At 58.3% G+C, this 24,414-nt stretch carries 23 protein-coding genes and 1 pseudogene; 5 read left to right on the top strand and 19 right to left on the bottom strand.

The genetic code is table 11. The features are described from left to right. Positions 1 to 229 (bottom strand): annotated as a pseudogene (locus HZZ13_RS36400) (hypothetical protein); the annotation flags it as partial. A gap of 165 nt (positions 230 to 394) precedes the next feature. After that, positions 395 to 1,297, bottom strand: coding sequence for a LysR substrate-binding domain-containing protein (locus HZZ13_RS14865; protein WP_197960303.1), 903 nt, complete (start codon positions 1,295 to 1,297; stop codon positions 395 to 397). A 192-nt stretch (positions 1,298 to 1,489) separates the two neighbouring features. Between HZZ13_RS14865 and HZZ13_RS14860 the strand changes: the two genes are divergently transcribed. Next, the gene (locus HZZ13_RS14860) at positions 1,490 to 2,371 is read left to right on the top strand and encodes a beta-keto acid cleavage family enzyme (protein WP_197960302.1); all 882 of its coding nucleotides are present in this window, start codon (positions 1,490 to 1,492) and stop codon (positions 2,369 to 2,371) included. 183 nt (positions 2,372 to 2,554) lie between these two features. On the opposite strand, the gene HZZ13_RS14855 is transcribed toward HZZ13_RS14860, so the two are convergent. The 8 genes from HZZ13_RS14855 to HZZ13_RS14820 form a co-directional block, all read right to left on the bottom strand. Then, positions 2,555 to 3,535 (bottom strand): aldo/keto reductase, encoded by a 981-nt coding sequence (locus HZZ13_RS14855; RefSeq protein ID WP_197960301.1) that lies wholly within the window; start codon positions 3,533 to 3,535, stop codon positions 2,555 to 2,557. Positions 3,536 to 3,573: 38 nt separating this feature from the next. After that, positions 3,574 to 4,422 carry an N-acyl homoserine lactonase family protein gene (locus tag HZZ13_RS14850; RefSeq protein ID WP_197960300.1) on the bottom strand — a complete coding sequence of 283 codons (849 nt, stop codon included), beginning with the start codon at positions 4,420 to 4,422 and terminating at the stop codon, positions 3,574 to 3,576. Beyond that, positions 4,419 to 4,901, bottom strand: coding sequence for a hypothetical protein (locus tag HZZ13_RS14845; protein WP_197960299.1), 483 nt, complete (start codon positions 4,899 to 4,901; stop codon positions 4,419 to 4,421). The genes HZZ13_RS14850 and HZZ13_RS14845 overlap by 4 nt, the downstream gene beginning before the upstream one ends. Further along, a complete protein-coding gene (locus HZZ13_RS14840) occupies positions 4,898 to 5,941 on the bottom strand; it encodes an aldo/keto reductase (RefSeq protein ID WP_197960298.1) in 1,044 nt (347 codons plus the stop codon). Before HZZ13_RS14840 ends, HZZ13_RS14845 begins: the two co-directional genes overlap by 4 nt. Positions 5,942 to 5,968: 27 nt before the next feature. Continuing rightward, entirely contained in the window at positions 5,969 to 7,033 is a 1,065-nt protein-coding gene (locus HZZ13_RS14835; RefSeq protein ID WP_197960316.1) for an aldo/keto reductase, read from the bottom strand. A 64-nt stretch (positions 7,034 to 7,097) separates the two neighbouring features. Further along, a complete protein-coding gene (locus HZZ13_RS14830; RefSeq protein ID WP_197960297.1) occupies positions 7,098 to 8,084 on the bottom strand; it encodes a substrate-binding domain-containing protein in 987 nt (328 codons plus the stop codon). A gap of 91 nt (positions 8,085 to 8,175) precedes the next feature. Beyond that, positions 8,176 to 9,159 (bottom strand): ABC transporter permease, encoded by a 984-nt coding sequence (locus tag HZZ13_RS14825; RefSeq protein ID WP_197960296.1) that lies wholly within the window; start codon positions 9,157 to 9,159, stop codon positions 8,176 to 8,178. Between the two features lie 52 nt (positions 9,160 to 9,211). Next, positions 9,212 to 10,750: a sugar ABC transporter ATP-binding protein gene (locus HZZ13_RS14820; protein ID WP_197960295.1), complete on the bottom strand. Its 1,539-nt coding sequence runs from the start codon at positions 10,748 to 10,750 to the stop codon at positions 9,212 to 9,214. Positions 10,751 to 10,942: 192 nt separating this feature from the next. Between HZZ13_RS14820 and HZZ13_RS14815 the strand changes: the two genes are divergently transcribed. The 3 genes from HZZ13_RS14815 (at position 10,943) to HZZ13_RS14805 (ending at position 12,907) form a co-directional block, all read left to right on the top strand. Beyond that, positions 10,943 to 11,644, top strand: a complete 702-nt coding sequence (locus tag HZZ13_RS14815; RefSeq protein ID WP_246504430.1) for a FadR/GntR family transcriptional regulator — start codon at positions 10,943 to 10,945, stop codon at positions 11,642 to 11,644. Between the two features lie 157 nt (positions 11,645 to 11,801). Beyond that, on the top strand, positions 11,802 to 12,188 hold the full coding sequence (locus tag HZZ13_RS14810) for a CidA/LrgA family protein (protein ID WP_197960293.1): 387 nt from the start codon (positions 11,802 to 11,804) through the stop codon (positions 12,186 to 12,188). Beyond that, positions 12,185 to 12,907 (top strand): LrgB family protein, encoded by a 723-nt coding sequence (locus HZZ13_RS14805; protein ID WP_197960292.1) that lies wholly within the window; start codon positions 12,185 to 12,187, stop codon positions 12,905 to 12,907. Before HZZ13_RS14810 ends, HZZ13_RS14805 begins: the two co-directional genes overlap by 4 nt. Positions 12,908 to 13,047: 140 nt before the next feature. Here the strand turns inward: HZZ13_RS14805 and HZZ13_RS14800 are convergent, their stop codons facing one another. From HZZ13_RS14800 to HZZ13_RS14790, 3 genes are read right to left on the bottom strand one after another with little or no spacing between them, the layout of a single operon-like run. Continuing rightward, entirely contained in the window at positions 13,048 to 13,488 is a 441-nt protein-coding gene (locus HZZ13_RS14800) for an SRPBCC family protein (RefSeq protein WP_197960291.1), read from the bottom strand. A 42-nt stretch (positions 13,489 to 13,530) separates the two neighbouring features. Further along, complete coding sequence (locus tag HZZ13_RS14795; protein WP_197960290.1) at positions 13,531 to 15,081, bottom strand: 4-hydroxyphenylacetate 3-hydroxylase family protein; 1,551 nt, start codon at positions 15,079 to 15,081, stop codon at positions 13,531 to 13,533. Positions 15,082 to 15,139: 58 nt separating this feature from the next. Next, positions 15,140 to 16,357, bottom strand: a complete 1,218-nt coding sequence (locus HZZ13_RS14790) for an ABC transporter substrate-binding protein (RefSeq protein ID WP_197960289.1) — start codon at positions 16,355 to 16,357, stop codon at positions 15,140 to 15,142. Between the two features lie 176 nt (positions 16,358 to 16,533). Between HZZ13_RS14790 and HZZ13_RS14785 the strand changes: the two genes are divergently transcribed. Next, the gene (locus HZZ13_RS14785) at positions 16,534 to 17,568 is read left to right on the top strand and encodes a winged helix-turn-helix transcriptional regulator (protein WP_197960288.1); all 1,035 of its coding nucleotides are present in this window, start codon (positions 16,534 to 16,536) and stop codon (positions 17,566 to 17,568) included. Positions 17,569 to 17,583: 15 nt separating this feature from the next. Here the strand turns inward: HZZ13_RS14785 and HZZ13_RS14780 are convergent, their stop codons facing one another. The 6 genes from HZZ13_RS14780 to HZZ13_RS14755 are packed head-to-tail and all read right to left on the bottom strand — an operon-like array spanning position 17,584 to position 24,378. Further along, positions 17,584 to 19,128, bottom strand: a complete 1,545-nt coding sequence (locus tag HZZ13_RS14780; RefSeq protein WP_197960287.1) for a class I adenylate-forming enzyme family protein — start codon at positions 19,126 to 19,128, stop codon at positions 17,584 to 17,586. An 11-nt stretch (positions 19,129 to 19,139) separates the two neighbouring features. Then, positions 19,140 to 19,889, bottom strand: coding sequence for an SDR family NAD(P)-dependent oxidoreductase (locus HZZ13_RS14775; RefSeq protein WP_210349336.1), 750 nt, complete (start codon positions 19,887 to 19,889; stop codon positions 19,140 to 19,142). Then, positions 19,886 to 22,282, bottom strand: coding sequence for a xanthine dehydrogenase family protein molybdopterin-binding subunit (locus tag HZZ13_RS14770; protein WP_197960286.1), 2,397 nt, complete (start codon positions 22,280 to 22,282; stop codon positions 19,886 to 19,888). Before HZZ13_RS14770 ends, HZZ13_RS14775 begins: the two co-directional genes overlap by 4 nt. After that, the gene (locus tag HZZ13_RS14765; RefSeq protein WP_197960285.1) at positions 22,275 to 23,036 is read right to left on the bottom strand and encodes an N-acyl homoserine lactonase family protein; all 762 of its coding nucleotides are present in this window, start codon (positions 23,034 to 23,036) and stop codon (positions 22,275 to 22,277) included. Before HZZ13_RS14765 ends, HZZ13_RS14770 begins: the two co-directional genes overlap by 8 nt. Then, positions 23,033 to 23,512 (bottom strand): (2Fe-2S)-binding protein, encoded by a 480-nt coding sequence (locus HZZ13_RS14760; protein WP_197960284.1) that lies wholly within the window; start codon positions 23,510 to 23,512, stop codon positions 23,033 to 23,035. Before HZZ13_RS14760 ends, HZZ13_RS14765 begins: the two co-directional genes overlap by 4 nt. Beyond that, entirely contained in the window at positions 23,509 to 24,378 is an 870-nt protein-coding gene (locus HZZ13_RS14755; RefSeq protein ID WP_197960283.1) for an FAD binding domain-containing protein, read from the bottom strand. The genes HZZ13_RS14760 and HZZ13_RS14755 overlap by 4 nt, the downstream gene beginning before the upstream one ends. Positions 24,379 to 24,414 lie beyond the last annotated feature (36 nt).

Below are 24,414 nucleotides of genomic sequence, written 5' to 3'. Positions count from 1 at the left end.
GCAATGTCGGGGCGTCGGCGGATGGCAACTCGGTCACCCCAAGTACCCGTGCGCGCGACCGCTTCTTCAGCTCGTCCGTTTCGCCAGGCAACGAGAGAAACGTCCCGCTTGACTGCTCTCCTGCGACGATTTCCGCCGCCCTCTCGAGACTATCGACGGTCTCGATCAGATATCGGGCTGTGAACTCGGATCGCGGATTGTCGCTGCGCATTGTGACGCCTTGCTGCATTTCTTCCCGGAATTCGTCTCTATGATCCCCCACAAACGAAGAACGTTTGGATGCGGACGGGGATATCTTCACCCGGGCCATGTCATGACGGCAAACGATATTCGTGGAGCGACCCGTGAGGAAAACTCACAAGGGCTCGGCCTTCGCTGAGATCGGGAGAGCTTGCTAAGCCTCGACCTTAGCCAGCATGGCACAGCTCTTCGCAGTGGCCGACATTTCGCGTGTAAGCCATTGCGAAACCGCTCTACTCTCGGGGCGAGTTGCAACGTGGGGCGCGGTCCAGAGCATCAAGGTCCGTTTACCGGGGATGCTTCCAAAGGGTGCAACCAGCCTCCCGCTATTGATCTCCTCAAGGACGAACATCGTCGGGACCAGCGCCAATCCCAGTCCGCATAACGCGGCCTGGATGAGAAGATAGAAATGATCATACGATTCTTGAATGTGGATATCCTGCTTCAACCGCATTTCATCCAGCCAATCTGACCAGGCCTCGGGGCGCGTGCGTGTCCCCAGCAAACGGCAGCCGGCGATGTCTTCCGGATCCTGCAGGGCCTTGGCGTAAGAAGCTGCGCAAACGGGCGAAATCCACTCTCGCGCAAGCTCTTTTATGACTACGTCCCGCGGCGGTGCAATGGTACTGGAACGGATAGCAATACTGACCTTGTCACGGATGAAATCCACTTGATCGTAGTTCAGGTTGAACTGGAGATCGATCCCCCTATGAGCTTCGTGAAAGGCCGCGAGGCGGGGGATTAGCCAATACATCATGATAGTCGCCGAACATGAAACGGTCAGCGGTCCCGGCAGAATCTGCTCCACGCTCGCGTCGATAAGGCTGAATGCGCCAGACAGCCCTTCGGCCAGACGAATCCCCTCGGGCGTGGGGTCTGTGGACGACGTCCCACGCACCAACAGTGGGACGCCCAGCAATTCCTCAAGCGAACGGATGTGCCGGCTAATCGCCCCATGGGTGACGGATAACTCCAGCGACGCTGCAGTCATGCTGCGCAACCTAGCCGTCGCCTCGAAGGCACGCAGCGCATTGAGCGAAGGTCGGGGGCGCACCATGCGATACCTCGAAAGCCTAAAGTTTAGACGTTGTGAGCTTTTATCACAAGTGGCCCGATAAAAGTCGTTTGGGCATTTGCCGTCGGAGCCATAATCTTTTGGTCGAAAAGTCGTTCGTGGCTGATGCACTGTGAAGGAGGCCGCCATGAACCAAAGTCGAGCTCCGGCGGCACTTCGCGAGAGAAACGGACAATGCTGAGAAAGATGATCGTCGAAGCTCGCGTGAACGAATACGCGATGCGGGACGGAAACCCAAATGTGCCATGGACCGCAGATGAAATAGCCGAGACCGCGGCCCGCTGTCGCGAAGCTGGAGCGTCGATCCTTCATTTTCACGCTCGCGCGGACGATGGAGCGCCGCTCCACACGGCCGAGAAGAACGCTGAGATCATCCGCAAGGTCAGGCAGAAATGCGACATCCTGATACTGCCGACGCTCGGCTTTTTCGCCAACGACACTGATCCGAAGGCGCGAATTGATTGCATTCTCGAGCTCGCCAGGAATCCGGAAACCAAACCCGATATCGTTCCCATAGACACTGGAAGCACCAATCTCGACGTGTTTGATCGCGACAAGCTCGTGTTCGAACATTCCGACCGTATCTACGAAAACCGTACGGTCGCCGTAGAGCACTATTTCCGTTCTCTCAAGTCCGCCGGCATAAAACCAAAGATGACGTGCTGGTCGATCGGGTTTGTTCGACGCGCAATCGCATTCATGGAAATGGGACTTGTAGCAGCGCCGGGCTACTTCCTTCTCAACATGACGGACGGTCCTTATCTTACCGGCCATCCGGGAACGCTCGAAGGCCTCGACGCATTCTTGCCATTCTTACCGAAGCACGTTCGTCACACTTGGACCGCCAACGTAGTTGGCGGAAACCTGCTGGGTATGTGCGAAGGTGTGGCCAGGCGCGGCGGTAACATCGCTCCGGGCATTGGGGACTATCCCTATATTGAGTATGGCTGCCCGCGTAACGAAGAACTGGTCCGCCGGACATGTGACATCGCAAGAAATTGCGGTCGGGAGATCGCTTCTCCAGACGACGTTCGGGAAATGCTCGAGATTTCTTGAATCCGCTGCTCCTGCTCGTCCTCAGCAAATGACCACTGGATTCAGGCGAACGACCACCTCACTCCGCTCTCTCGAGGGCTCTCCCTGACTGTGCTGGGATCTCGCTGATCCCGGCACATTTTTTTGACCGCTTTGCTTCTGGATTTACCGAGCCCTCCCCTCGAGGCGGGATTCGGGTTTGTTTCACTTCAACCCGACAACGCTGTGAGGCACATAGCGCTCTTCCAGTCGCGCAATTTCCTCCGACGTCAGCTTCAGACCTAGGGCAGCAATTGCATCATCCAAGTGCTGAGGCTTCGTGGCGCCGATGATGGGCGCCGTTACACCATCTTTTCCGGCCACCCAGGCGAGAGCTATATGCGCTGGTGCTGCCCGACGCTCCTTTGCGATATCGGACAGCACGTCGACAATACTCCGATCGGCCGCTTCGGCGTGTCCGTAGAACTGCGACGTCACGTTATCGGTCTCGGAACGGGTACTTTTCTCAGTCCAGGGCCGGGTAAGGCGCCCGCGAGCCAGCGGGCTAAAGGCGATCACACCGATGCCTTCGTCGCGACAGAGCGGCAGCATCTCTCTTTCCTCCTCTCGATAGAGGAGATTTAGGTGACATTGCATCGATACGAAACGCGCCCAAGAGTTAGCGTCTGCGCGGTGCAAAGCTTTGGCAAATTGCCAAGCATAGGTGTTGCTGGCACCGATGTAACGGACCTTGCCGCTCCGCACGAGATCGTTCAAGGCTTCGAGCGTTTCATCGATTGGCGTGTCGTTGTCCCAAAAATGGATCTGGTATAAATCGATATAGTCAGTGCCTAGTCTCCTAAGGCTGGCTTCCGCCTCGGCAAGAACTGCCTTTCGCGAAAGGCCAGTTCCGTTTGGCCCTGGTCGCATGCGGCCGTAGACCTTCGTAGCGATGACGACTTCGTCTCGCGGTACCATTTCCTTGAGATGTTTGCCGACAATCTCCTCGCTCGTACCGTCCGAGTAAATGTTGGCGGTATCGAAGCAATTGATCCCGCAATCGAGGGCCTTCTGTATGAAGGGTCGGCTGTCGCTCTCGCCCAGTGTCCAAGGATGATTACCTCGCTCCCCTACTCCGTAACTCATACAACCCAGTACGATCCGCGAGATCTTGAGGCCGGAACGGCCCAAACGCATATATTCCATGAGCGATACCCTTGCTGGCTTGCCAGTCCCTCAGCCGTTCAAAGTGTCGCGATATCGGTGATTCGAAGTCCCCGATCGCTCACCCGAGAAGGGAAGTGTTCCTTGAGCTTTTCTTCATGGACGGGTACGAGCCTCAGCAGGTCGCCGCCGACGCTGGCGAGCATTTCTTCTGCAGTGAGAATCAGGTTGGTCTGACTTCCCGTCGCAAGTCCTGGTGGCACGAAGCAGGGATCGTCGCGATCTCCGCCGTGAAGGTTTTCGTAGGTGTAGACAACATCTCCGGTAAGGACCCACCGATCCTCGATGCTTCCGCCGTTACGGACTACCACATATTGCGAACCTGCCGTGTGGGTGTCAAAGGCGGGAAGAAGATCGATGTTCGGCAGGATGTCGTGCGTGGCGCCGTCCAGCACGACCAGCCGGTTCTTCAGTCCGAGATCTACCAGCTTCAAGATATCGGCAGGATTGATGCCACCGAGGAGGGATCGAAAACGACGTCCCTTGGACATGGCCCAGACCCAACTCTCGATCTCGCGCTTCTGGATGTAGAATTTAGCGCTCGGGAAGTAATCCAGCCCCCCCATGTGGTCGAAATGAGCGTGTGTCAGGAACACGTGCTGCACGTCCTCGGGACGAATGCCGACGGCTCCCAAGACCTCAGAAGGTGGGGCCCAGCCGGTGACGCCGATGGTATTGGCGATCTCGCCTCCGAAATCCGACTGATCGTACCCCGTGTCAACCAAGGCGACGGTGTCTCTGCTACGCAGGAGCACGTAGGCAAACGGCAGGTTCATGCTCCCGCTATTGTGCCGGCCGTACAGCACCCCACTTGTCGGATGTTTGGGGCTCGTTGCGTATTCAAGTACTGTGATGGCATATCTCGTCATTCGGAGGCTCCCGTCACAAGGTCAGCACCAAGCTTAAGTTGGCCGCAGCACTGCCGCAGATCAATCAAACTGCCGCCGGCCATCGGGCTCGCCCGACGCAGATGACCCCAAGCGTTTGATAGCAAGCTCACCTCGCTCGTGCGCTGACGCGGCGCGAAGGAGCCCGTCCGCGGCGGCAGCATCAGATGAGCCGCCTCTTTCAGGTGGTGATGCTCGTGTCGCCGCTGCAGCGGCACGCGAACCGCTGCAAGAACATCGTACACATGATCCGACTCGTCGGAGTCAGACTCGCTTGCGTCCTCCAGATGTGACGTTCCGATGAAGTTCGCCAGAAGACGAACGGACCGGTCAGTGACAACATCGCGCAGATAGCGGACGACCGGCCCGACAACAATATCGTATTCAGCGACCGCTGAACCTGATGCAATCCCTTCGAACGGATCGTCGTAACGGAACTGTGCGTTTCCAGACCGGTTCACGAGAATTGTCCACCAGGAACGGGAGCACTTGATGGAATCAGTTTGCAGGTCTTCAGCTCCTGCCAGAAAGCAGAGGGTACCCTGGTCGACATAGCACGGACGTTCTGAGTAACTTCGCTCGTCGACTTTGCGCCCTGAACCACGGTGGCGACGGCGGGATGCGCTTGCACGAACTGCGTTGCGACACTCGGCAAATCAATACCGTGCCGCTCGCAAACCTCCTCGATTGAACGGACGCGCTCCAGAATGGCGCTCGGGACCTTCTGATAATCGTAGGTCGAGGTCGCCTTCGATCCAGCGGCCAAGATGCCAGAATTGTAGATGCCGCCGGCGATGACCGAGACATTTCGGGACTGCAACTCGTCGAAATGCCCCTCAAGTGGTGCATGATTGAGCAACGTGTATCGACCTGCGATCAACGCGCAGTCGATCGGAAATTCGCGCGCCACCCCAACAACCGAGTCAGTCTCGTTCACTCCTAATCCGACGGCACCAATCGCTCCCGAGCTCTTGAGCTCATCGAGGGCTCGGTATCCGCTCTCACGGAGCTGGTTCCAGTAGAATTCCGCTTGATCGCCGTGCCATGCGCGACCGACGTCATGAACCAAAAGTACATCGATATAGTCGAGGCCCAAACGCTGCTGACTGTCCTCAAACGAGCGCATCACGCCATTGTACGTGTAGTCATAGGTGTCACGAAATGGGTACGGATCAACCCATTCAATCCCGTAGACGGTATCGAGCTTCGGTGTCCGGCTGGCTGGCTTGAGTACCCGGCCGCACTTCGTGCTCACCACAATCTGGTCCCGGATACCGAGGTCACGGAGCGCGCGGCCAAGGAAGTGCTCGGCCTTTCCGAGACCATACATCGGCGCGCAATCAAAGTAGCGCACGCCTAGATCAAATGCTGTTTTTACGACCGCTTCGAATTCAGAATATGGCACGGCCACATTGAAACCGGAAAGAGGCACCGTCCCGAGCCCCAGGGGTGTAACGGAAACTTTAGTCCGGCCTAGAGTTCGTGTCTCGAGCGGCATCATCGCTCTTCTCCTTGCTTGATTGAAAGTTCAGCCCGAAACGGCCAGCGAGCTCTGCTCGGGCAGCGGGGCTTCCGAGGGAATCAGGCCTTCGGTCTTGAGATCCATCCAGAACGCCTGAGGAATTGGGGCCGATATCGAGGCGACGTTTTGCGTGACATGCGCCGTCGTAAGTGCGCCCTGAACGACCGATGTCACGGCCGGATGCGCATAGACGAACTGGGATGCTGCATTGGCGAGCACGACGGCGTGGCGTTCGCAAACAGCTTCGAGCGCTTTTACGCGCCGCACGATCGCCTCGGGAGCCGCCTGGTAGTCATAGGTCCGCGTTAGAGCGTTACCTCGACTACCCTCAGCCAAGATCCCGGAATTGTAGACACCGCCCGCGATGATGCCGATGCCGCGACGTTGAGCCTCGGGAAAGAAATCCGTCAACGGCGCATGGTTGAGGAGCGTGTACCGTCCGGCGACGAGCGAGCAATCGAGATCGAATTCGGCAGCCACTTCAAGCACCGAAGCCGTTTCGTTGACGCCGAGGCCAATCGCCTTGACCGCTCCAGAACGGCGCAGCTCGTCACAGGCGCGGTATCCGCTGTTGCGAAGTTGCCCCAGATACAGGGGATACTTGTCTTGGTGCCAAACACCACTTACATCGTGCAGAAAAAGAATGTCGATGTGGTCGAGACCGAGGCGCTGCTGACTGTCCTCGAAGGACCTCATGATGCCATCGTAGCTGTAATCGTATTCGTCGACGAAAGGCAGCGGATCAATCCAGTTGATGCCGTAGAGGCTTTCGGCGCGCTTTGACCGACTCGCCGGCTTCAATAGCCGGCCCGCTTTGGTGCTCACCACGACCTCGGCACGAAGCCCGTGCACACGAAGAACATGACCGAGGAAATGCTCCGACTTTCCGAGACCATAGAGCGGAGCGACATCGAAATAGCGTACGCCCTGCTCGTAGGCCTTCAGAATCACCGCCTCGAACGTCTCGAAGCTCACGGGCACACCGCAGCCGCCCAAAGGCGACGTTCCAAGTCCAAGGGAAGTCAAACTCAGACACCCGTTCGGAAGCGCCTTCTTCTGCAGAGCCGCCATTTTCAAATATCCCTGTTCAAGCATCGTGCGCACGCGGCTGTTCGCCGCGTGCGCACGACAGGACTCACATGTATTTTGCGACGTTCGAGGAATCCAAGATGAGCCAGGGAACGGTGTAGTCCTTCTGACTTCCGCCCTTCCATTCCATCAAGGAATTCCAGACCTCGGACCGCGGCTTGTAGCTATCCCCCTTAACGGCATGTAGGGCGAGATCGACTGCGCCCTGCCCCTCAGCACGGGCATACTTGTAGAGCGTTACGGTCATTTCGCCTTTCTGAACGGCGCGCTTTCCGTCGGGGATGCCATCGATCGCGAGCACCGGAACGGACTTGAAGTCGACCTTTGCACTCTTCATGGCCTCGATCGCGCCAAGCGCCATCTCGTCATTTTCGGCGAGTACGGCATTGATCTGCCCGGGATGTGCGAGCAACCAGTTCTCCATGAGCGACTGCCCCTCGGCACGGCTCCAGTTGCCCGACTTGCTGGCAATCAGCTTGAGCTTCGGGAACTTGGCCAAGCCGGCATCAATGCCAGCCTTGCGCTCGATCTGCGCTGACTGACCGATCGGACCTTCCATCAGCACCACGTTGCCACCATTGGGAAGCAGCTTGCCCAACTGCTCCCCGATAATGCGTCCGCCTTCGGTGTCGTTGACGATGATTGACGCGGTGTAGTTCTTCGAAGCGGTTTTCAGGGCCGATACGATCACCGGAATGCCAGCAGCGACGGCTTTATCGATTGCGGGCGCCGATGCCTGGAGATCGAACGGCGACATGATGATGGCATCGAACTTTTGGGTAATCGCCGTATCGATCTGGTTCGCCTGGATGAGCGGATCGTATTTGCCGTCAAAAATCGTGACCGCGACAGAACCGTCCTTGACGGCCGGATGACTCTGAATCTCGCTGGACCAGGCCTTCATGTACTCGCCGGATTCCCCGAACGACAGGGCGGCGATCCGCGCCTTGCTTTGTGCAAAGGCCGTACCGGTCGACAGGATGATTGCAGCAGCTGCGAAACTCGCCATTGTCGATCTACGCGTAATCTTCATTGTCTCCTCCAAATTGATATGATCAGTCACCTAGTCCGCCCATGCTGGGCGTTACAGCCGTTGTCATCGTCTGTAATGGTCTTCGCAGGTGTCACTTGCGAAATTGGTCGAGCATCACGGCGACGACGATGATCGCGCCCTTGAGAAGCTGCTGGTAGTAGGAAGAGACACCCATCAGATCCATGCCGTTGTTGATGGTCCCGATGATGAGTGCGCCGAACAACGTCCCGACGAGCGAGCCGCGCCCTCCTGCGAGACTGGTCCCGCCGATCACCACTGCCGCAATCGCATCGAGTTCATAGCCGATGCCCGCCTGTGGAAGTGCGGCAGTCGTACGGGAAGTAAGCACCAGGCCGGCGAGTCCGGCGAGAAGGCCTGAGATGACGTAGGTGGATGCAATGACGCTTCGCGTCGAGATACCGCTTGTCCGAGCGGCCTTGTCGTTTCCTCCCACGGCGTACACGTAGCGTCCGAACGTCGTGTAAGAGAGAACGACCCATCCGATGGCGAACACAAGAAACAGAATCAAGACTGGCACGGGCACGCCGGCAACGCTGCCGCCGCCGATCCATCGAAACGACTCGGAGAGATTGGGGATAGGACGACCTTCAGAGAAGATCAGCGTCAAGCCGCGCGCCATGCTAAGCATACCGAGCGTGGCGACGAAGGGCGGGACGTTGAAGCTCGTCACGATGACGCCGTTCAGCAGCCCCAATGCGGCACCGGTTCCTAGCCCCCCCAGAATTGCCCAGAGCACGAACTGCTGGTTGGTGGAGGTCACGAGGCTGGCAGCGATCATACCCGCGAGTGCCATGACGGAGCCGACGGAAAGGTCGATGCCTTTGGTCAGGATGACGAACGTTACCCCGATTGCCAAGACGCCGTTTATCGAGGATTGCCGCAACAGGTTTACCCAGTTGAGCCACGTCATGAAGTACTCGTTCGCGACGGCGAAGAACGCCGAAATCACCACGAAAACGATGACAATGCTGAACGACTTCAGGTACGGTCCTACAGCAGCAATACCTTTTGATCGGGCACCCGTCGCGACGTTGCTTATTATGTTGGCCACCATTTCAACTCCTCGCTTCGGCCGCACGCCAGTTGTCGAAAGCTCGTCGATCCGCTCAACTCGCGAGATCCGTCAGCATCTGCTGGGTTGTCTCGTGTCCGTCAACGACGCGATCCAGTCGTCCTTGCCGAAATACGGCAATCCGATCGCTGATCTGCAGGATTTCCGGCGCTTCGGATGAGACCACGAGCACTCCATTGCCCTTGGCTGCGAACTCGCGGAGAAAGGCGTAGATTTCCTGCTTCGATCCCTCGTCGATCCCGCGTGTCGGCTCGTCGCATATCAGCAGCCGCGGATTCGTCAGGAGGCACCGTGCGAAGACCACTTTCTGCTGGTTTCCGCCGCTAAGCGTCTCTACAGCCACATTTGGCGATGCTGCCTTGATCCGGTGCAATCGCATCATCTGGTCGGTCGCAGCCGCCTCCGCTTTCCGGCGGACGAAGCCGCTGACGGCGCGGAGCGCTAGCGAGGATAAGGCAATGTTATGTGCAATGGAGGCACAGAGAACGAGCCCGGTCTCCTTCCGATCTTCGGGCACCATGGCCATGCCTCGCTGGATGCACTTCTTCGGATTGCCAGGATCTACCTTCTTTCCATCGAGGAAGACATCGCCGGCGGTCGGCGCGTGGATGCCATAGATGGTCTCCAAAAATTCTGTCCGACCCGAGCCAAGCAAACCATAAATACCCAGAACTTCTCCTGCAGCGACGGTCACAGAGATGTTCTTGAAATGAGGTCCGCGCGATAAAGAACGCACTTCGAGCAGGATCGGCGCGCCCTCGTTCGGCCTTCCCTTTTCAACCGTCTTGATTTCGTGGCCGACAATCTGAGTAACGAGGTGATTGCGGTCGATCGCGGAAATTGCTCCGCTTTCAATGTACCGGCCGTCGCGGAAAACAGTGTATTCGTCAGCGATCTCGAAAATCTCGGTCAACTTGTGCGAGACATAGATGATCGCAGATCCTCGCGCCTTTATCCGCTTGAGCGCGTTGAAGAGGATGTGCACCTCGTGCTCGCCGATGGCCGAGGTTGGTTCGTCCATGATGACGATGTCGGCGCGGTGACTGAGAGCCTTGGCAATCTCAACCAGCTGGATCTGGGCCAGGCTGAGATCCCGCATCCGTGCTGTGAGCGGAACGTCGAATTCGAGGTCGTCCAGAAGCTGTTTTGCGGCCCGCCGCATCTTCGGGAAGTCGACGACAAGACCGCCGATCTTTGGCTCTCTTCCCAGGTAGATGTTCTCGGCGACCGTCATCTCAGGGACCGGCGACAACTCCTGAGTAATGATCGTCACACCATGCCGGAGAGCTTCTGCGGCACTCCTGAAATCGACAGGCACGCCGTCGATACGAATGCTGCCTTCGTCGCGGTGCAGCAAGCCCATCACAATGTTCAGGAAAGTCGACTTTCCGGCGCCATTACCGCCGCACAGCGCGTGGACGGTTCCGCGCTTGAGGACAAGGCGACCGCCGCGAAGGGCTGGAACGCCATTGAAAGATTTCGCGATACCTTCCGCCACCAATAGCGGCTCGTCTCGCGCCTCAAAGGCGTCCTCGTCGCGGCCTTCCGGATCTGCCCCGGTCGACAAAAGCATCCGTTTCCTCCAGCGGCGTCTTGGATTGCGCTCTTCTGCGAAGATATGAGGTCATACCTTATACCTGTTTTCAATGGAGATCATACCTCCTACCTTGTGGATGTCCGGTGTTTTGGCTGGTCGCACGGCGGCTTATGTGTTGGCGTCGCTTGCGACAGCAGAAATCAGGGTTGCGAGCGACCGATGGAGCGAATGGAAACCAAAAAACTGCCCACGCGTGTCGAAGTCGCGCTGAATTACATCACGGGTGAGATCGCCAACGGAAATCTAAGTCCCGGAGACAAGTTGCCCAATGAGAAAGAACTCGCAGAGAAGCTTGGCATCAGTCGCACCCCTATTCGTGAGGCGATGAAGACACTTGCGGTCTCCGGATTGATTGAAACTCGGCATGGGCACGGCAACTATATCCGCAAGGATGAGGGCACCACCGTGATGCCATTGATGATGTTTCAGCTCTACCTCCAGGATTCGACCCCCGAGATGCTGATGGAGCTGCGGTACATTTTCGACCGCAATTGCGCAGAGTTAGCTTCGGTAAGACGAACCGAGAAAGATCTGGCGGTGATGAGAGAGAGCATCGATCGGCTGAAGGCTCTCTCAGAGGATCCAAATTCGCCGATCGATAAACTGCTGGAGGCCGATCTCGACTTCCACCGAGCAGTCTATGCGGCAGCGGGCAACAAGCTCATCGTGGTGATCGCTGATTTCGTATTGAACATGGTCGCCCCCTGGATTCGCAAATCGCTGGAGGTGAGCGGACGCTACCGCGCGGTGGGCTTACACGAGAAGATGTATGCAATGATCCGCGATCAGAAGACAGGCCTGCTCAGTCGGGAAAGCGTGGAAGCGAACATGGAGCACTTTATGTCTTCCTTGAAGATACCCGCGGCGTAACGCCTGTGGCAACGTCGCTTCACGCAAAATTCCGGCCCGAGAAGCCCATTTTTGCGATACGGCTGAGCCTTCGCACATCGATCTCGCATTTCTTTTGCCGGCAAAGCATTCCTGCAGGTCTCACTGAGACCAGTTTGGCCGGCATCGAGCGCCTCGCATGATCGCAGGTCTCAGCGTGATTCTGCTCTGCCAGTTGGTCGGCGAAGCAATTGTGCGCGGTGTCGGCCTGCCGATTCCCGGACCGGTGCTCGGGATGGCGCTCTTGCTGCTGCTTCTCTTGACCCGGGATCACTTCACCGGCCTCAGGCGTGGCCCATTGCACAAGGATGGAGTTGAGACAACGAGCCGTAGCCTGCTCGGCCATCTATCTCTAATGTTCGTTCCCGCTGGGGTCGGCGTCGTGAAGAAACTCGACTTGGTCATGGAGCACGGCGCCGCAATTCTGTTGATCTTGTCGGTCTCGGTGGTCATCACGCTGCTCGTCACCGTGACTACGTTCCTCGCGGTCAACCGGCTTCTCTCAAGGAGCCAACCGGGGCCATGAGCGAAAACTCATTCTCGCTGTGGGTCTACCTCTCGCAGTCACCACTGCTTTGGCTCACCGTGACGCTCTCAATCTACGCCATCGCTGACGCTATCTCGCTTAGGACGCACCGGCATCCGCTGGCCAATCCTGTATTGCACTCGATCTGGGTCATCGGCGCGTTCCTGATCATCACGGACACTTCGTACACCACATACTTCGCGGGCGCCCAGTTCGTGCACTTTCTTCTTGGGCCAGCGACGGTTGCGCTTGCGATTCCACTCTACGACAATCGGGCGCGGGTCGCCGCTGCGCTTCTGCCAATGTTGGTTTCGCTGATCGTTGGCTCGATGATTGCGATCGTTACAGTCGTACTGTTAGCCGAGGCCTTCGGTCTGCCTCGATCGATTATCCTATCGCTTTCGCCAAAATCAGTTACAGCAGGCGTGGCTATGGGAATTAGCGAATCCCTACATGCCGATCCGTCCCTGACCGCCGTCTCGGTTGTACTCACCGGGATCCTGGGAGCCATCATTGTCACGCCTCTCATGAATCGGGCCGCCATTACCGATTTTCGCGCTCGCGGCTTTGCGGTCGGCATCGCCGCACACGGCATCGGCACAGCACGGGCGTTTCAAGTCGACGAGGTGGCCGGCGTTTTCTCCGGGATTGCCATGGGCCTGAACGCGCTTGTGACGTCGTTTCTGGTCCCGATCGCAGTAACCCTGCTTCTACGCTGATGGAGCCTTGCACCTCCGTTCGTCCCCCGCTTCGCTTTTCAGGTGGTCAGGAGGCGAGCGATGAACGTCCGCGGCTCAACTACAGCGCGCCATGGAAATCGCCGGGCAAAACAGCCGCGCGGCCGTGTTGGGTTCGTCAACTAAAGTGCTCGGACAAAATTAGCGAAGAACTCGTCGGCGAGCTTCTTGGCCGTTCCGTTGACAAGCCGCTGCCCCAACTGCGCGAGCTTTCCGCCAATCTGCGCGTCGACGTGGTAGGTCAATAATGTGCCATCCTCCCGCTCGAGCAGGCTGACTTTTGCGCCACCTTTCGCGAAGCCTGCGACGCCACCTTCGCCCTCGTCAAGGATAGTATAGCTTCTCGGCGGATCGAGATCGTTCAGGGTGACTTTACCCTTGAATCGGGCGGAAACGGGCCCCACCTTCATCTTTGCGACGGCACGAAATCCCCCGTCATCAATCCTCTCCAACTCTTCGCATCCGGGAATGCAGGCCTTCAAGACGATTGGGTCGTTCAATTTGGTCCAAACGACTTCGCGCGGGGCGGCGAGCTGAATCTCTCCGCTCATTGTCATTGCCATTGAGGTCTCCAAAATAGCCGAGATAGGCCAGCTTCTGCCGCCTCAGTTGCGAAGAGGTGCAAAGACTCTGGCCATGTAAGTCGATAGATCGTTCACGATCTCCGCCTGCGTCGTCGAAGAAACGCCGGCGAGCGCTTTGGCTAAGTCCTTCTTGAAATCGGTCTGCATCGACCGCGCGATCTGAATTCGCTGAGCTTGCGGCGAACCAGCGCCGTGCATGGACTCAGTCAGATAACCCACGGCATTTCTCCCAAGGGTCATGTTTTCAACTAGGCGAAGAATGCGAATCCGGTCTTCCGTCGCGATCTCGGGGCGTCCTTTCAGGTATTTCTCGATTATCGGACCGATCTTCTCATGCCTAAGCTCGCGCTCGGACGGCAGCGTCACCATCAGACCGCCGGCGAGATCCTGCGCCAATCGGCCGATCTCGTAAGGTAACCGAGTGACATGATGCTTGCAGACATTCGCGAGCATCTCGTCCGGCAAAAAGGCACCTGATTTCATCTCAGTTCCTTGATGGCTTGCCGCAATGCCTGTGCCGTAGATCGTCTCGTTCAGATGGGTCATCTCGACGAGCTTGTCGCGGATATGTGATGCGCGCTCGACGCCGTTGTAGTCAGCAATGGTTGCTGCGGCACCAATCAGGACGTCACCCACACCGGTTTTGCAGACGTAACTGCGGCGGTGATAGCAGGTGAAGCGCTCGACGAGCGTCGAAGCAAATTCGACCTCCCCATCCAGGAAAATGTGCTCATTCGGAATGAAGACATCGTCGAAGATGATCATCGCTTCCTGGCCTGCGAATTGCGCGTTGCCTGCGTCGACATCTCCACCATCGATGCTGCGCGTGTCGCAAGATTGCCGGCCATAAATGTAGGTAACGCCCGTAGCGTCGACCGGGATCGCGCCGACAATCGCGTAATCTTTGTCGGTCGCCTCCAATCTCATGGTTGGCATAACGATCAACCAATGCGAGTTTATGCATCCCGTTTGGTGTGCCTTCGCTCCTCGGACAACAACGCCTTCAGGCGTGCGACGAACGACGTGCAGAAACAGGTCGGGATCAGATTGCTGCGAGGGCGACCGACTGCGGTCTCCCTTGACATCGGTCATTGCCCCACCGATGACCAGGTTCATGGCCTGTATGCGCGTGAGGAAATGTTTGAATCGCGCGTGGTAGTGTGTGCCGTACCTTCTGTCCAAATCGTAGGTTACTGAGTGCAGTGAGTTTAGTGCATCCATGCCCACACAGCGCTGGAAACACGTGCCCGTCAGTTGCCCAAGACGACGTTGCATCTTGTTCTGCATCACGAGATCGGAAGAGCTGGTGGAAATATGGAGGAACCGGTTCACGTCGGCGCCAGTGAGCGGCGAGACTACGGACGCGAGAGCCGGTTCCTCGTTTGCAAGATCGTAGGTTCTTGCCACCGCATTGATCGAAGGCCGGATCATGGGATGGTCAACCGGCTCATCAACGAGCTCACCCATCAAATAGACTGTCAATCTACGTCCACGGAGGCTCTCGATGTACTCAGCTCCACTGCGAATCGGATTAACTCCAGCCGAGCTCGCCGCAACAAGTTCCTGATCCATTGCGATGCCTCCTCAAGTGTGGGCCATGAGCTTGCGGGTCCAGACCCGGCTCCCCTCATCACCCTTTCTTCACCAAAGGACAGGCGCTATCCTTAATCGGACGGAAGGCCTGATCGCCCGGGATCACTTCGCGGAGCTTGTAGAAATCCCAATCCCCCTTTGCTTCCGAGGGCTTCTTGACTTCGTATACGTACATGTCGTGCACCATGCGGCCGTCGTCTCGAATACGTCCGTTTTTGGCAAAGAAGTCATTGATAGGCATTTCGCGCATTTTTTTCATGACTGCCTGCGCTTCGTCAGTCCCGGCCGCTTCGACGGCTCGCAGATAGTGCATGGTCGACGAATAGTCTCCAGCATCACCCATATGTGGCATTACTTTTATCCTATCGAAGAACCGCTTCGACCATGCGCGTGTCTCATCGTCCCGATCCCAGTAAAATGCGTTGGTCAATACCAATCCTTGGGCGGCCGAAAGGCCAAGGGCCTTGATGTCAGTTTCCCAGACGAGCAGGCCAGCCAACGTTTGGCGCTGTTGAATTCCAAATTCCTGCGCGGACTTGATCGAGTTGACCAACACGTTGCCCGATCCAGCCAACGCAACGACCTGGGCTTTCGATGATTGCGCTTGGAGCAGGTATGAGGACTGATCGAACGATTCAGGCGGGTATCGTGTCGACCCGACGACTTCGCCACCCAGGGCCTTCACGACGGCGGAGGTGTCGGCTTCGAGCGCATGTCCGAAAGCATAGTCCGCAGTGAGGAAGTACCAGGACTTCTTGCCTTCCTTCGCCAGCGCAGCCCCGGTTCCACGCGCGAGCGCGTACGTATCATAGGAATAATGTATGCTGTTCGGCGTACACGCATCGCCTGTCAGACGGGATGATCCGGAGCCGTTGATGATGGCGATCCGATTCTTGTCCTTCGCAAGCCCGGAAACCGTAAGGGCGATCGAGGAGTTGATGAGGTTGCCGATCATGTCAACCTTCTCGACGTCGTACCATTTCCGCGCCAGCGCGGAAGCCGTGTCGGGCTTGTTCTGATGATCGGCGACGATGACCTCAATCGGTTTGCCGAGGACCTTGCCACCGAAATCTTCGACGGCCATCTTGATCGCAGTTACCGCGCCTGCACCCGATTCGTGTGAGAATTGGCCGGACATGTCGGTTAGCACACCGATCTTCACGATATCGTCCGTGACCGTCTGAGCACTGGCTGCGACGCTCATCGTCAGAATCGCTGTCGCCGCGATCAGGCCACTATTCACTCTTCCATTCATGACACGCCTCCCGCCCTTATCTGGTTTCCATCCCATTCCATTACTATCATAACTAGACTATTGTTACATGCATAACTAGACTTATTTTTTCGACGAGTCAATCGCGCAATGTGCTACAGGTGCGCAACCTTTCAGGGCTGTCCGGTCGTGGCGGCTGTGTGAACGGACCGATCGGAATGCCTGTCGTCGCTAAATTTCAGTCGCCGAGAACGTTGGCCAAGGCGCCGACGATGGCGGCCCGTACTGGCGCTGGACGAACGGAACGCAACTGCTCTGTCGCCCGCACGTTGGACATCGTCTCCGACGCATGGGCTTTCCTTATCATTCGCGAGGCATTCTTTGGAACACAGACGTTCGAAGCCTTTCGATCGGCGCTCGGCATTCCCCGTGCAACGCTGACTGATCGGCTCAGAAAGCTGACGCAGCTCGCGATCTTCCGTCAGGTTGCGCCCGGCTCCTCACAGAGGAAGGAGTACAGGCTGACGAGAATGGGCTTCGACCTTTATCCAAGCTTTATCGCGCTGATGCAGTTCGGTGACCGTTGGCTTTCCAAGGGCAAGCCGCCGCCACTGACGCTTGTCCACGCGACCTGCGGCTGCGAAAGTCACCCAATCGTGACGTGCTCCCATTGCGGGGAAAGGGTTTCAGCTCGGGAAGTGAAGTATCGCGATGGGCCTGGTGCAGGCCGCTGTCCCGCCAAGCCAGGCCGCAACACACGGCGGCCCTCCGACGGCAGCCGTTTCGTACTCGGCCGTCCCAGCTCGGTATCCCGCGCTCTCGAAATAATCGGCGACAAATGGAGCTTCATGGTCGTCCGTGAAGGATTCTTTGGCAACCGCCGCTACGATAAGATCCTCAATGAGCTCGCAATCGCGCCCAACATCCTGACCGATCGATTGAATCGCCTGGTCGCCAACGGAGTGCTCCGGCGCCGACAGTATCAGAGCTCTCCCGACCGCTACGAATACCTCCTGACTGACATGGGTTTGGAGCTTTACGGCCCCTTCATCACGATGTTGCGATGGGGGGATCGCTGGCTTTCGAAGGGAAAGCCACCCCTCATCCTCACGCACATCAAATGCGGACACGACTTTGATCCAGTCGTCGATTGCGACCGGTGCAAGAGGCCGATCGTAGCTGCCGATATGCGGTATCGCCTCGCCTATGACCCGAAATCTTTCGGCGCACTTGGTCCGCGCTCGATCGACTGACTGCGGCTGAACCGCTCAAGCTTGGCTGCTCAGGGCTTCGACGAGCTTGAAACGCATGATTTTGCCAGACCCTGTGCGCGGAATCTCTCCCACGAGATGCGTGGATTCCGGGATCTTGTATGAGGAGAGATGAGCCCTGCAATGCTCCAGAAGCGCGGGGATATCGAGTGCGCCATCCTTGGCGACTACAAAAAGGCACGGTACTTCCCCGAGCGTCGCGTGCCGGATCCCGACGACTGCGCAATCCCTGACCTGGGGGTGCTTCACGACGACTTCCTCGATCTCGGCCGGCGCGATGTTCTGGCCGCCGCGGATGATCAGTTCTTTTATTCGGCCCGTGATCGTTAGATAACCCGACGGGTCCGATTTCGCGAGATCGCCCGTGTGGTACCAGCCGTTGCGCAGCGCCGACGCGGTCTCTGCAGGTTTGTTGTGATAGCCATGCATGAGGTTCGGGCCACGCACAATGAGTTCGCCTTCCTGGCCGATCGGGACGTCCTCCAACGAGGACGGGTCGACGATACGAACCGCGAGCCCCGGGACCGGAAGCCCGCAAGAGCCCATCGGCCTGCCGCCGTGCAGCCAGTTCATCGTTACCATGGTGGATGTCTCAGTGATGCCGTATCCGTCGAGGAGCCGCGTCTTGAAACGTTCCTCAAACGCCTTGTTCAAGGTTGCGGGCATGATCGCGCCTGCCGAGATGCAAAGGCGCACGGCTCCCAAGCGCTCGATGCCGGCCTCCTGCGCGCGGAGCAAAAGGTAATGGAACATTGTTGGCACCCCGGGCATGACCGAATATCTGCCGGTCTGGAGCAGTTCGAGAGCCTGCTGTGGTGAGAAGCGCTCCATGATGTGCTCACTGGCACCGACTGCAAGCACCCCGAGCACCGAGAGGTTCAGACCATAGGAATGAAAGAGTGGAAGCGGCGAAAGGATCACATCCTCGCTCGTCAATTCGGCAATCGGCGCCCAGCACGCTGCCGAAATCCACAGCATACCGCGGATCGACAGCAGCACGCCCTTTGCCCGTCCCGTCGTACCTGACGTGTAGATGATGAAGGAAGATCGATCGATGTCCGCCGGATCGAGCGAGGCCGCCTCATGTGCCTTGGCAAGATCCTCCAATGACACTTCGGCTCCATCGGCGTCAGGCCCAGCGAAGATCACCGTCGGTGAGATACTCGCGTCCCGACAAATCTTTTCCAGCAGATCCTTTCGCGCACCCGCAGTGATAACAAAACCGCAACCGGCGTCGGTCAGACGATAGCTGACCTCCCCCTCCGCTGCATCAAAGCTAATCGGCACCACGACGGCGCCGGCCCGCAATGCAGCGAAGCAGGCTTCGATCCAGTTCACCCCATTCGGCAAGTACACCGCGAGCCTGTCGCCCTCCTTCAACCCGGCCTTCGTCAGGTTCGCCGCGATGGAGGCGGTGCGGTCGGCGAGTTGCGCATAGGTAATTGACCGCGCCGAATCCCAATACGCTACCTGATCCGGTCGGCTCTTCGCCTGCCGCTCGAGGAGCGTCGCGATAGGTGCAATCAGATCGACGTTGAGCATCGCCGGCTCCCTCAGATCATCGAATATCCGCCGTTCACGCTGATTACCTGGCCGGTAATCCAGGCGCCGGCGTCCGAGGCGAGCAAACTTACGAGGGGAGCCACATCCGAGGGCAGACCCAGGCGACGAATAGCGTAGGCCTTGACCAGTTTGTCGCGATTGACTTCGACCCAAGCCTTGTCGTGCGCGGTCTCGATCAGACCAAGCGAGATCGAGTTCGCGGTAACGCCCGAACGGCCCCACTCGCGAGCCAGTGACTTCATGAGCGCGATGGTTCCAGCGCGCGCGGCTGCGGCGATCGCGAGCCCGGATTCCCCGACGCGCGAGGAGTCGCCCATAATCGAGATGATGCGCCCATGGCCCGACGCCTCGAGGAGTGGCCCTGCGCTATGTGAGCAGTTCAATGCACCGTAAAGACAGGTGTCGACCTGCTTCTTCCAGTCCTCCGGCGTGCTCTCACTGAACTTCTTTCGAAATACCAGGCCCGCGTTGTTGACGAGAATATCAAGGCCGCCGCACTCGTTCTTGATGTCGGCGATCATCTTCTTGACGGCATCCGCATCGGCGATGTCGGCCTGATAGGCTTTCGCTTTTCCGCCAGCCTTTTGAATCTCGGCGACAACGCCTTCTGCGTCCGCCTTCGAATTGTGGTAGTTCACGGCGACGGATGCGCCACGTTCCGCCAGCATCTTGCAGATCGCAGCGCCGACGTCGCGACCGCCTCCCGTGACCAGCGCGATACGTCCCTTAAGATCCGTCATGATTTTTCCTTTGCTCTGTGCTTGGCATTCTGGATAAGTCTGAAGATGCGTTCGGGCGTCATCGGCAGGACCGAGACGTCGATATCAAGGGGCGACAGCGCGTCGGCAATAGCGTTGGCGATCGCCGCCGGCGCTCCGATCGTGCCGCCTTCGCCCATACCGCGGAACCCACCCGATACCGCTGACTCGCTTTCGACATGGACGACCTCCATGATTGGCACCTCCGGTGCCGACGGAATTACGTAGTCGACAAGGCTTGCGCTGAGAAGTTGGCCATCGTCATCGTAGATCAGCTCCTCGAACAGCGCGGCACCGATTCCTTGGGCTACGCCGCCGTGGACCTGACCGTCCACAATCATGGGATTGATGATGCGGCCACAATCTTCGGCGACGACAAACTTGTGGATCTTTACGAAGCAGGTCGCCGGATCGACTTCGACCGCAGCAATGTGAGTTGCCGCGGCAGTCGTGCCGTTGATCGGATCGTAAGTGTAGCTCGCAGTTAGCTCTTCGCGCGCGTCGACCGGCAAGGTTTTCATGTCAGAATAGACGGCCTTGGCAATCTGCTTAAAAGACACTGTGCGGTCAGTGCCGAGTACAGCTACCTTTCCTTGGGAGACTTCGAGGTCATCCGCATTAGCTTCGAGAAGATGCGATGCAACCCGCTTGATCTTGCCCTTCAGGATCTCTGAGGCATGCTTGGCGGCACCACCGCCGAGCACCGCGCTGCGGCTGGCGTAGGTCCCGGTTGACATCGGGACCTCATCGCTATCGCCTTGGATGACGCGAATGTCCTCGAAGCACGCGCCGAGGTCGTCGGCGATGATCTGTGCCAAAGTCGTCTCGAGTCCCTGGCCATGGGAGGCAACGCCAAACGCTGCGGTGATGCCGCCTGTCGAGTCGATTGTGATCTTCGCGGTTTCTGATCCCGTATTGATCGGCATTCCTGGCGCCACCGCGATGCGTGAGCCGATGCCGGTCAGTTCGGCGTACGAAGCGATCCCGATCCCGAAAAGTCGCCCGCGTTTGCGGACCTCGGACTGCTGCTTTCGAAGCTGATCGTAGCCCGCAGCTTCCGCAGCAGCCTCCAGGCAATCGATAAAGCCAGTCCTATCCCAAATAATGCCGGACGCGATACGATATGGGAATTCCTCGGCACGGACCAGGTTGCGGCGCCTGATCTCGAGCGGATCGATCTTAAGGGCCCTGGCGCCCATGTCCATCAGACGCTCGCAGACGAAGGTCGAAATCGGGCGGCCAACGCCTCGGTAAGGTCCGGTCGGCGGCTTGCAAGTTGCGACGCCGCGAACCGCACCACGATACGATCGTATCTTGTATGGGCCGGGCAAGAAGCTGACGACCTGTACTGGCTCCAGCCCGCAGGTCCACGGATAAATGGAGAAGGCGCCGACGTCGCCAATCACGTCTGCTTGCAGCGAGGTAGCTATGCCGTGCTCGTCGAAGCCCATCTCGGCGTCAACAATCTCTGCAAACGCCTGGCTGCTGCTGCTGACGTCCTCGAGCCGGTCTGCCGTCCATTTGATTGATCGACGCAGCTTGCGTGCGGCGATGCAGATCAAGAGCTCCTCTGGATACAGTGATCCCTTCGAACCGAAGCTGCCACCGACATCGGGGGCGACCACCCTCAAGCGATGTCCTGGAAGCGATAGCGATTCCGAGATGGCATCACGTACTATTCCCGGAATGTTCGAGGAGGTGTAAAGCGTGAGCGCGTCTCTCCGCTTGTCGTACTCCGCAGAATAGCTGCGCGGCTCCATCGCAAGTGCCGCCTTGCGGGTCATTTCAAACCGCCCGCCTACCCTCACGGCAGCGGCAGCTAAATCCGCCGCAACGTTTCCCTGCTTGAACTCTCGAGCGACCAGGACGTTAGTCCCTGCTTCTTCGTGTAGCAGAGCTGCATCCTCTGTGACCGCCGCCTCTGCGTGCGCGACCGGCTGCAGTCGTTCGTAGTCGACCTCGATCAGTTCGAGCGCATCCTCGGCCAGGTAGCGCGAGGTGGCGATGACGGCAGCGATGGCCTCTCCAACATGACGGACTTTTCCGGACGCCAGCGGCAGAATCGGGGTCGCGTAGTAATTCGCCATTCGAGAGAACGGGATAACTGGCTTGAAGTCGCCGGCAATTCCCTCCGCCGTCAGGACCGCCACGACTCCAGGCGCTTCCAGAGCGGCAGATGTGTCGACCCGCGCAATTCTGGCGTGTGACTGCGCGCTGCGCAGGAAGGCCATATGCAACGCCTGATCCGGCTTTCGATCGGCCGTGTATTCACCGAAACCCGTCAGGAGGCGGGGATCCTCAGTGCGCTTCATCGCCGCACCGACGTTTTTCGGGCGCAGCACGTCGGATAAGTCGGTGCGATGATCTTTATTCATAGCCGTCGCCACCTTTACGCAAGCCCTGCCATTGCGCATCGTCGTGTCCGCAGATCACGGTAGCACCGGACTTCTCGATGCGGCGAACCTCCGCAAACGTATTCAGTTGCTGTTCGACGTTCCAAGTGTTGCGAGGAACCGCGTCAGCATCGAGGTTCCGGCGCAGGCTGACGGCGTCCGACGCAAGCAGAAACTGCCCGTCCCGATCTAGACTGACGAGCGCGCCCATGGTCCCGGGTGTGTGGCCCGGCAGCGGAAGCAGCACCAAGCTGGCGTCGCCGAAGAGATCTCTCTCTCCGTTTACGGGCTCGATCGCGGCTCCGTAATCCCAGTCGGCTTTAAGGTATCCTGCAGTGTCTGCGCCGGGCTCCTTGGCTGCTTCGATCTCCTTGGCATGGACTAAAATCGTCGCCTTGCGGAAGAACTGATTGCAGCCGCAATGGTCGGGATGAAAATGCGAGTTGACGACGATGTCGATGTCATCCGGCCCGAGGCCGGTGCAAGCCAGGTTCGGTAGGAGTGTCTCGTCCGTCCGCATCATCGGCTTCATGACTTTTGCGAGCGGGCCCCAACGTCCTTCCGCATCGGCGACTACCGATGGATGGCATCCGGTGTCGAACAGTACGTTGCCCTGTTTATGCCGGATCAGCGCACTGCTGACCGGAAGATCAATTGTCTCTTCGCGATCTGCGCCGGCCACGTAGATGCTCTTCTTCATCCGAAGGCGCCCGGCGGCGAGAAAATTCAACTTCATGATTCTTTTCCTGTGCGCATCGCGGCGGCGCTACGGATCGCGGCCACAATGTTCTGGTACCCCGTACAGCGGCAAAGATTTCCGGAAAGCCCCTCCCGGATTTCCTCGTCGGTCGCGAGGGGATATTTTCGAAGCAGGTCCTCTCCTGTCATCAGCATGCCGGGCGTGCAGTAGCCGCACTGAAGCCCGTGATGCTCGCGGAATTGCGATTGAAGGACGTTGAGCTCTTCGGGTGACCCCAGTCCTTCGACGGTCAGGATATCGGCGCCATCGGTCTGGACTGCCAGCATGAGGCAAGAGCGTGCGCTGTCGCCGTTTACAAGCACAGTACAGGCGCCGCAAACTCCATGCTCGCAGCCGACATGCGTTCCGGTGAGCCCTAGCCGATCGCGCAGGAAATCGGACAACAGCATGCGCGGCTCGACGTCTGGGACGTCGTAGCGCTTTCCGTTCACTTTCACTGAGATCTTTGTCATGCGGTTTGGTCCGTCGATGCGAGAGCCGTGCGCAATGCGCGCCTCGACAGATGTTTCAAGAGATGCATGCGGTACTCACCCGATGCATGAAGATCGTCGTTCGGCGAAACCTTTGAGGCTATAATCTCGGAACAAAGTTCCGGAGCCTGCTCGTCCAACGGTAATGCAACGAGCTCCCGCTCGGCCTGCTTCAAGCGCACCGGAGTGTCGGCCACCCCCATTACCGCGATGCGCGCACCCTCAAGTCCGCCCCCCGTGCGGCGAACGGAGAGAGCGATGCTCGCCAGCGCGAAGTCGCCAAAGCGGCGGGCGATCTCTTCGAATGCCCACCCGCCGTGGTCGAGGACCGGAAACTCTACTTCCACAACAATCTCGTCGGGTTTCAGACAACTCGTCAGAGCATCGACAAAGAACTCCTCCGCGGCGACCATCCTGAGCCCGTGCGGTCCGCGGATTAATACCGTCGCATCATAGAATACCGCTAGCATCGGCAGCTCGGCGGCGGGATCCGCATGGGATAGGCTGCCGCCGATGGTGCCGCGATTGCGGATAGCCAGGTGAGCCACATGCCGCATCGCGGCCGACATGACGGGAAGCTTCGAAGCGATGAGTGGCGAAAGTTCGATGTCACGATGACGGGTCAGCGCTCCGATCGCGATGCGGTCTCCCCGGTCCTTGATATAGGAAAGCCCTTCGATGCGGTTGAGGTCGATCAGAACCGAAGGTCGTGCCATCCGGAAGTTGAGGAGCGGCAATAAGCTCTGCCCCCCAGCGAGCAGCTTTCCATCTCCGTTCGAGGCAACTAAAGCCTCGATCACCGCCTCCACGGTCGATGGAGAGACATAGTCAAACTTGGTCGGCTTCATCGGCCCTCTCCAAATCCCAATCCTTCTTCATCCGAC

The organism is Bradyrhizobium agreste, assembly GCF_016031625.1.
Classification (GTDB): Bacteria; Pseudomonadota; Alphaproteobacteria; order Rhizobiales; family Xanthobacteraceae; genus Bradyrhizobium; species Bradyrhizobium agreste.
The sequence above is the reverse complement of the archived record's forward strand: the minus strand, read 5'-3'. Positions and strand labels throughout refer to the sequence as shown.

What these genes read in the sequence shown, in the direction of transcription:
- HZZ13_RS14760 (WP_197960284.1), bottom strand. Translation starts at nt 23,512, where the DNA reads ATGACAAAGATCTCAGTGAAAGTGAACGGAAAGCGCTACGACGTCCCA.
- HZZ13_RS14805 (WP_197960292.1), top strand. Translation starts at nt 12,185, where the DNA reads ATGAGCGAAAACTCATTCTCGCTGTGGGTCTACCTCTCGCAGTCACCA.
- HZZ13_RS14855 (WP_197960301.1), bottom strand. Translation starts at nt 3,535, where the DNA reads ATGGAATATATGCGTTTGGGCCGTTCCGGCCTCAAGATCTCGCGGATC.
- HZZ13_RS14860 (WP_197960302.1), top strand. Translation starts at nt 1,490, where the DNA reads ATGCTGAGAAAGATGATCGTCGAAGCTCGCGTGAACGAATACGCGATG.
- HZZ13_RS14755 (WP_197960283.1), bottom strand. Translation starts at nt 24,378, where the DNA reads ATGAAGCCGACCAAGTTTGACTATGTCTCTCCATCGACCGTGGAGGCG.
- HZZ13_RS14810 (WP_197960293.1), top strand. Translation starts at nt 11,802, where the DNA reads ATGATCGCAGGTCTCAGCGTGATTCTGCTCTGCCAGTTGGTCGGCGAA.
- HZZ13_RS14820 (WP_197960295.1), bottom strand. Translation starts at nt 10,750, where the DNA reads ATGCTTTTGTCGACCGGGGCAGATCCGGAAGGCCGCGACGAGGACGCC.
- HZZ13_RS14780 (WP_197960287.1), bottom strand. Translation starts at nt 19,128, where the DNA reads ATGCTCAACGTCGATCTGATTGCACCTATCGCGACGCTCCTCGAGCGG.
- HZZ13_RS14785 (WP_197960288.1), top strand. Translation starts at nt 16,534, where the DNA reads ATGCCTGTCGTCGCTAAATTTCAGTCGCCGAGAACGTTGGCCAAGGCG.
- HZZ13_RS14770 (WP_197960286.1), bottom strand. Translation starts at nt 22,282, where the DNA reads ATGAATAAAGATCATCGCACCGACTTATCCGACGTGCTGCGCCCGAAA.
- HZZ13_RS14800 (WP_197960291.1), bottom strand. Translation starts at nt 13,488, where the DNA reads ATGGCAATGACAATGAGCGGAGAGATTCAGCTCGCCGCCCCGCGCGAA.
- HZZ13_RS14840 (WP_197960298.1), bottom strand. Translation starts at nt 5,941, where the DNA reads ATGATGCCGCTCGAGACACGAACTCTAGGCCGGACTAAAGTTTCCGTT.
- HZZ13_RS14835 (WP_197960316.1), bottom strand. Translation starts at nt 7,033, where the DNA reads ATGGCGGCTCTGCAGAAGAAGGCGCTTCCGAACGGGTGTCTGAGTTTG.
- HZZ13_RS14825 (WP_197960296.1), bottom strand. Translation starts at nt 9,159, where the DNA reads ATGGTGGCCAACATAATAAGCAACGTCGCGACGGGTGCCCGATCAAAA.
- HZZ13_RS14765 (WP_197960285.1), bottom strand. Translation starts at nt 23,036, where the DNA reads ATGAAGTTGAATTTTCTCGCCGCCGGGCGCCTTCGGATGAAGAAGAGC.
- HZZ13_RS14850 (WP_197960300.1), bottom strand. Translation starts at nt 4,422, where the DNA reads ATGACGAGATATGCCATCACAGTACTTGAATACGCAACGAGCCCCAAA.
- HZZ13_RS14795 (WP_197960290.1), bottom strand. Translation starts at nt 15,081, where the DNA reads ATGGATCAGGAACTTGTTGCGGCGAGCTCGGCTGGAGTTAATCCGATT.
- HZZ13_RS14830 (WP_197960297.1), bottom strand. Translation starts at nt 8,084, where the DNA reads ATGAAGATTACGCGTAGATCGACAATGGCGAGTTTCGCAGCTGCTGCA.
- HZZ13_RS14815 (WP_246504430.1), top strand. Translation starts at nt 10,943, where the DNA reads ATGGAAACCAAAAAACTGCCCACGCGTGTCGAAGTCGCGCTGAATTAC.
- HZZ13_RS14775 (WP_210349336.1), bottom strand. Translation starts at nt 19,889, where the DNA reads ATGACGGATCTTAAGGGACGTATCGCGCTGGTCACGGGAGGCGGTCGC.
- HZZ13_RS14790 (WP_197960289.1), bottom strand. Translation starts at nt 16,357, where the DNA reads ATGAATGGAAGAGTGAATAGTGGCCTGATCGCGGCGACAGCGATTCTG.
- HZZ13_RS14865 (WP_197960303.1), bottom strand. Translation starts at nt 1,297, where the DNA reads ATGGTGCGCCCCCGACCTTCGCTCAATGCGCTGCGTGCCTTCGAGGCG.